Here is a 6,278-nt window from a genome sequence, read left to right as displayed (position 1 = left end):
GAAGCAACTTTCCCATATAATAATTTGATACCATAAAACTTTCGAACCGCCGTATACCGAACGGTACGTACGGTGGTTAATCACCTCCTCCTACTCGATTAAGGTTTTGTTAATATTATTGTTGATTTACAGCCTTACGTGTATACATAAGGCTGTATGAGGGACAACAATATTATTTAACAAATCCATTAATAAAAAAATGTGGAAGACCTGCTTGAACAATCCTTTTTTAGGGACTATAAAAGCGCAGTAAAAGCAGGTCGGACAACATATAAATACCTGATTATGAAGGATGGCTAATGGTCTTTTATTGTCCATAATTTCGTTTCCTATTTTTTTACTAATTTTTTTAAGAATTTTTGACAATGAATGCCTAATATCGACAAAAATATGATAAAATATAAAATTAGGGAAATAGGGACTTTTGACATGAATAAAATTTACATAGATTGCCCTTTAACAATGGCTATTTTCTTAAAGTTTGCTGCCTTTTGTAGACGAAACCTTATAACAATTCTTATTTAGTTTATAAGCAATAATCATTTTAAGAAAAGATGCTACGAAACCAAGCTAACATTAGGATTAATAATAATGTACGAAAAATTACAATTTATAAGAAAACTGCCATAACGATTATGCAGTTTGCCTATTACGAAAGGAGTTTAACATATGTTTGCAAAAGATATTGGAATAGACTTAGGTACAGCTAATGTACTAATTCATGTAAAAGGACAAGGAATTGTTTTAAATGAACCATCAGTGGTGGCTATTGATAAGAATGCTAATAAGGTTTTAGCAGTTGGTGAGGAAGCTCGTCGAATGGTGGGAAGAACACCTGGAAATATTGTAGCAATTCGCCCATTAAAAGACGGAGTAATTGCCGATTTTGACGTGACAGAAACTATGTTAAAACATTTTATTAATAAATTGAATGTAAAAGGATTTTTATCAAAGCCAAGAATCCTTATATGCTGTCCAACAAATATTACGAGTGTTGAGCAAAAAGCTATACGTGAAGCAGCTGAAAAAAGTGGCGGTAAAAAGGTGTATCTTGAAGAAGAACCAAAGGTAGCAGCAATTGGAGCAGGAATGGATATCTTCCAGCCTAGCGGAAATATGGTAGTGGATATTGGCGGTGGTACGACAGATATCGCAGTTCTTTCAATGGGAGATATCGTAACATCTGCGTCTATCAAAATGGCTGGAGATAAATTCGATAGTGAAATTCTTCAATATATTAAAAAAGAATATAAATTGTTAATTGGTGAACGCACAGCGGAAAATATTAAAATAAACATTGGAACTGTATTCCCTGGTGCGCGCAAAGAAGAAATGGAAATTCGCGGGCGCGATATGGTTACAGGTCTTCCAAGAACGATAACGGTAAACTCTAAGGAAGTTGAACAAGCTTTAAAAGAATCTGTATCAGTAATTGTGCAAGCTGCAAAAAATGTTCTCGAAAAAACTCCTCCTGAATTATCCGCTGATATTATTGATCGCGGTGTTATCTTAACAGGTGGCGGAGCATTACTACACGGCATTGATCAATTATTAGCAGAAGAGTTAAAGGTACCGGTATTAGTGGCTGAAAATCCAATGGATTCTGTAGCAATCGGTACAGGCATCATGCTTGAGAATATGGACAAAATTGCAAGTCGAAGATATGCATAATTTTGTGTGTGAAAATCACTTTTGGGGGAATGAAACATGCTAAGAGGATTCTATACTGCAGCGGCTGGAATGATCGCAGAGCAACGAAAAACAGATCTTTTAACAAATAATATGGCTAATGCAAATACCCCTGGATTTAAAGTGGATCAATCGTCTATGAGAGCCTTTCCTGAGTTACTTTTACAGCGGATGGGTCAAGAGACGGTACCGGTTGATAATGCTTTTACAATGCCTACTTCTTCAAAAGTAGGGGCGGTAAATACAGGCGTATACATGCAAGAGGTTCAACCTAAATTCCTCCAAGGGGATTTGCAAGAAACACAAAGTAAGACAGATTTAGCACTTCAAGATATAAATCCGAATTCAACAAGCTCGGTATTTTTCTCCATACAAGACAATGATGGAAAAGTAAAATATACACGTAATGGAAACTTTACCTTAGATGGGGATGGTTACCTGACAACCGCAAGCGGTCAATATGTTTTGAACCAGAATGGAAATCGAATTCATTTAAACAGCATGGATTTTTCCGTCGACACAGGTGGCAATATTATTGAAAATGGTAGACAGGTAGGAACTCTAGGCATCGGATACGCCGCAAATCCAAATGGATTGATAAAAGAAGGCGACGGATTATATCGAATGGGCAATAATTCAACTTTGCCTCAAGCTTCTAATGCAAGTTTCCAAGTAAAACAAGGTTATTTGGAGCAGTCAAATGTAGATGTATCACAATCAATGACAGATATGTTAATAGCGTACCGAAGCTTCGAAGCAAACCAAAAAGTTTTACAAGCATATGACCATAGTATGGATAAAGCGGTAAATGAAGTTGGACGAGTAAATGGCTAGAAAGGTGAGGAGGTTATTCCGATGAATAATTCTATGATTATTGCAACTAATACATTGAATCAGCTGCAAAAACAACTCGATATTATTAGCAATAATATGGCCAATGTTGACACAACTGGTTATAAAAATAGGGAAGCAACCTTCACAGATCTTCTCTACCAACAATTCAATAATCAGCTTGATCCTACAAAAGAAATAGGCAGAAATACGGCGCTTGGCATTCGCTTAGGCACTGGTGCAAAAATTGCACAATCTACGATGCAGCTAACACAAGGAAGTATAAAGGAAACGAAGCGTCCGTTAGATATTGCTTTTACAAATGAAAATCAATTTTTAAAGGTATTAACTAGTGAAAATGGTGAAAATGAAGTCCGTTATACGAGAGATGGAAATTTATCACTTTCACCTGTTGGAAAAAACGAAGTGATGCTTGTTAATAATTCTGGTTACCCTGTTTTGGATGAAAATAATAAAATGATTACCTTTCCCGCAAATGCGGAAAGCTATACAATAACAAATCAGGGAACACTTCAAGTAAAGCTGGACAATGGTCAAACAAAGGCATTTAATCTTGGTGTTATTGCTGTAAATAAACCGCAATTTTTTGAACAATATGGTGATAATTTAATTGGTTTACCGAAAAATGGTACGACCGGTACAAATGTTTTCACTAATATGGTCGGGGCTGGAAGGAATAATATTTCTATTCAGCAAGGGGCATTGGAAGGCTCTAACGTGGACTTAAGCCAGGAAATGACGAAGCTAATCAACGTACAACGTGACTATCAATTTCAATCAAGAGCAATCACCATTTCGGATCAAATGATGGGTTTAGTAAATGGTCTTCGTTAAAGGAGATATTGTGAATGACAGAAAAGGAAATCCAACCAAAATTAGAAACACGTTCCCAATATAAAAAAAGGAAAAAGGCAGAGATAAGGCGAAAAACTGCTCAGAAAAAGGTCCGGGTCCGGCTTATTCCAATATGGCTAAGAGTCATCCTAATTCTTTTTGCGATTGTGATCAGTGTATTATCCGGCATTATTGTTGGATATGGTGTTATTGGCGATGGAAATCCTATGGATGCATTGACGAAATCTACTTGGACTCATATTGTTGATCTTGTAAATAAAAAATAAGGGGAAAGGATTATCCTTTCCTTTTTTCATTCAAATGGAGGTTATACTATGTTAGATATTCAGCAAATTAAAGATATCATTCCACATCGTTATCCATTTTTATTAATTGATAAAGTATTGGAAGTAGAAGAAGGAAAAAGAGCAGTGGGAATAAAAAATGTAACAGGAAATGAAGAGTTCTTTATCGGACATTTTCCTGATTTCCCTGTTATGCCAGGAGTGCTAATTGTGGAGGCACTTGCCCAAGTTGGAGCGGTTGCTATGCTTAAATTGGAGGAGAATCGTGGAAGACTTGCTTTTTTTGCAGGAATTGATAATTGCCGTTTTAAGCGCCAAGTCAGACCGGGAGACCAGTTAGTATTAGAAGTAGAAATACTTCGCTTAAAGGGCCCTGTTGGAAAAGGAAAAGGGGTTGCTAAAGTTGATGGAGAAGTCGTATGTGAAACAGAATTAATGTTTGCACTTGGAAAGTAATGCTTATAGCTACGTAAAAGGGATTTCCATGTTTTCAGTATGTTTTTGTTCATAAGGGGAAAGTTATCCGTAAAGCACATCTTGAAAGGAGAAGTCTTCATGGATAGAAAACTGCTTAAACGGAGCGTAGGTTTTTTCCTCATTTCCTTATTTTTGGTAGGATGCTCTATAAAAAAGCAAGAGCCGCCTCCACCAAGTTTAAATAATGGTGTTAACGAAAACAGAAATATGAATAGTGTAGATAAAGATAAGTTTAATAAGAGTAATAATAATCAAATGGATACAGATAAAGACTATAATAAACTTACGAATGATATAAATGAAAATGATAATGAATATAATAAAGACCTTAAAAATGAAGACTACAAAAAGTAAATAAGCAAGGAATCAGTTACAAAAAGGCTCCTGAATGATTTCAGGAGCCTTATTAACTTCTATTCTTGAACTTTTTTGGAAGCTACAAAGTGAGTTCTCTTCTTCAGCCTTTCTTTAAACTCCTGAATGAGCGCCTCACCAGTAAACCCTTCTCTAACAATATCACTTAGAAGAAGCGTCGCAAAATTGCTCTTTTTAACTCTTAAGAATCCCTCAAGTAATACACTAATATGGTTTTCGAATTGTTTAATTCCTCTTATATGTGTACGAAAAGGAGCCGGGTCATTTGCTTCGTTAGTAATCACCACTTGGACATCTAAATCATTCGGACTTTGTTGAGCATTACGGAAAAAATCATAATACTCCTTACTGATGTAAGCCTCAATTAACCAGGTCATTTTTCCATCCTCTTTATTAATAATCAAGCCATCATCTAATACAATATCTTTAATATTCCCATCCTCTATAACCTGCAGTGATACGATCTTAAATGATTTCATATTCTTGATCCTCCGTTTTTTCGAGGGCTGTTTTCGTAAAGATTGTTAACATCCAAAAGCCAATTTTAACCTGTTGGTTTTTCGTTCCTAGTTTAGATTCCTATCAAGGTTTAGTTTTGGGCATCTTTTCTTATTTTATTGCCCATTCTAAAGCTGAAGGGAAAATTCATGAGTTTTTCGAATACAAAAACAACAAAGTTTAAGAAAAGAGCCTCTCCGAGCATTTTGTTGTAAAAATTATAGCACACAACATTAAATAATATTAACAATAGCAAATAGGCATGTAAGAAAAAAATATTCTTTTTTATTAAAAATCGTTTTTTCTATAAAACTTGAAGACGAAAACAACTAATTGCCCATAAGAAAGGCTCATTATCGATAATAAATAATAGGCTAGATAATCAATTTCTTTATTTTACTATCTGGTATTTGTTTTATATGATGGATGTACATTAACGAAGAAGGGAGTGAATGGATGTTTGATTAACCAGGTAATGCTAGTCGGTAGACTTACAAAGGATCCAGAGCCGCGGAAAACGATGGATGGAAAATCGGTATTGAATGTTACCATTGCACTGAATCGGAATTTTCGGAATACCTTTGGTGAATTTGAAGCGGATTTTGTTCAATGCACTTTATGGAACAGAACAGCTGAAAATACGGCAAAATATTGCTCCAAAGGATCTGTTATTGGTGTTGTGGGTCGCCTCCAGACAAGGAACTATGAAAACCAAGAAGGAAAAAAAGTTTATGTAACAGAAGTAGTGGCAGAAACAGTGAAGTTCTTAGGTGGAAAGCCATCGGAAGACCGTGAGCTTCAACCAGCGAATAATTAATAAAGGAGAAATGAATTGGAAAATATCGATACTAGAATAGAAGTACTAGAAAAAATGGTAGAAGACCTCATATTAAAACTAGGTAGGGCGAACCATCGCATCTTTAAGCTCACTCAACGATTAGACTCCTTAGAGCAAGATTCCATGCAATTTCCACAACATCATTATGATCCAAAAGTGGTTTCTCTTTAAAAACTTTAGCCCCAGGTGAAATTTGAAATGCGAATTTCAATAGGTGAAATTTAAAAACGAATTTCGCTAGATTTCCTCATCAGAAAATTGTCATGCAACCTCATATATCTCCAAATATTAGACCAGCTAAATTTTAGCTGGTTGTTTTTTCATTATTAAATAACTCAAACTTCGCACATAAATAATTAGACTCAATACTTGGGACTCTTAGAATCCTCACGGATTCAATTCGATCCTTG

Annotated in this window: 9 protein-coding genes; 8 read left to right on the top strand and 1 reads right to left on the bottom strand. The window is 35.4% G+C overall.

Features of this window, described 5'->3' with window-relative positions:
• Positions 1–669: 669 nt before the first annotated feature.
• The 6 genes from AC3WJF_RS22795 to AC3WJF_RS22770 all read left to right on the top strand — a co-directional run bounded on the left by AC3WJF_RS22795 (position 670) and on the right by AC3WJF_RS22770 (position 4,511).
• A complete protein-coding gene (locus AC3WJF_RS22795; protein ID WP_492456350.1) occupies positions 670–1,671 on the top strand; it encodes a rod shape-determining protein in 1,002 nt (333 codons plus the stop codon).
• A gap of 36 nt (positions 1,672–1,707) precedes the next feature.
• The gene (locus AC3WJF_RS22790; RefSeq protein ID WP_492456348.1) at positions 1,708–2,523 is read left to right on the top strand and encodes a flagellar hook-basal body protein; all 816 of its coding nucleotides are present in this window, start codon (positions 1,708–1,710) and stop codon (positions 2,521–2,523) included.
• Between the two features lie 21 nt (positions 2,524–2,544).
• On the top strand, positions 2,545–3,375 hold the full coding sequence (locus tag AC3WJF_RS22785) for a flagellar hook-basal body protein (protein ID WP_492456346.1): 831 nt from the start codon (positions 2,545–2,547) through the stop codon (positions 3,373–3,375).
• A 14-nt stretch (positions 3,376–3,389) separates the two neighbouring features.
• Positions 3,390–3,662 (top strand): DNA-directed RNA polymerase subunit beta, encoded by a 273-nt coding sequence (locus tag AC3WJF_RS22780; protein WP_492456344.1) that lies wholly within the window; start codon positions 3,390–3,392, stop codon positions 3,660–3,662.
• Between the two features lie 48 nt (positions 3,663–3,710).
• Complete coding sequence (gene fabZ, locus AC3WJF_RS22775; RefSeq protein ID WP_492456343.1) at positions 3,711–4,136, top strand: 3-hydroxyacyl-ACP dehydratase FabZ; 426 nt, start codon at positions 3,711–3,713, stop codon at positions 4,134–4,136.
• A 99-nt stretch (positions 4,137–4,235) separates the two neighbouring features.
• Complete coding sequence (locus AC3WJF_RS22770) at positions 4,236–4,511, top strand: hypothetical protein (protein WP_492456341.1); 276 nt, start codon at positions 4,236–4,238, stop codon at positions 4,509–4,511.
• Between the two features lie 59 nt (positions 4,512–4,570).
• Here the strand turns inward: AC3WJF_RS22770 and AC3WJF_RS22765 are convergent, their stop codons facing one another.
• The gene (locus tag AC3WJF_RS22765; RefSeq protein ID WP_492456340.1) at positions 4,571–5,011 is read right to left on the bottom strand and encodes a YwpF-like family protein; all 441 of its coding nucleotides are present in this window, start codon (positions 5,009–5,011) and stop codon (positions 4,571–4,573) included.
• 479 nt (positions 5,012–5,490) lie between these two features.
• Between AC3WJF_RS22765 and AC3WJF_RS22760 the strand changes: the two genes are divergently transcribed.
• Together AC3WJF_RS22760 and AC3WJF_RS22755 are read left to right on the top strand one after the other, a co-directional pair.
• The gene (locus tag AC3WJF_RS22760) at positions 5,491–5,847 is read left to right on the top strand and encodes a single-stranded DNA-binding protein (protein ID WP_492456338.1); all 357 of its coding nucleotides are present in this window, start codon (positions 5,491–5,493) and stop codon (positions 5,845–5,847) included.
• Between the two features lie 15 nt (positions 5,848–5,862).
• Positions 5,863–6,039: a hypothetical protein gene (locus tag AC3WJF_RS22755; protein WP_492456336.1), complete on the top strand. Its 177-nt coding sequence runs from the start codon at positions 5,863–5,865 to the stop codon at positions 6,037–6,039.
• Positions 6,040–6,278: the final 239 nt, after the last annotated feature.

Source organism: Heyndrickxia sp. FW510-T9, assembly GCF_058781025.1.
This window is presented reverse-complemented; position numbering and strand designations above follow the sequence as displayed.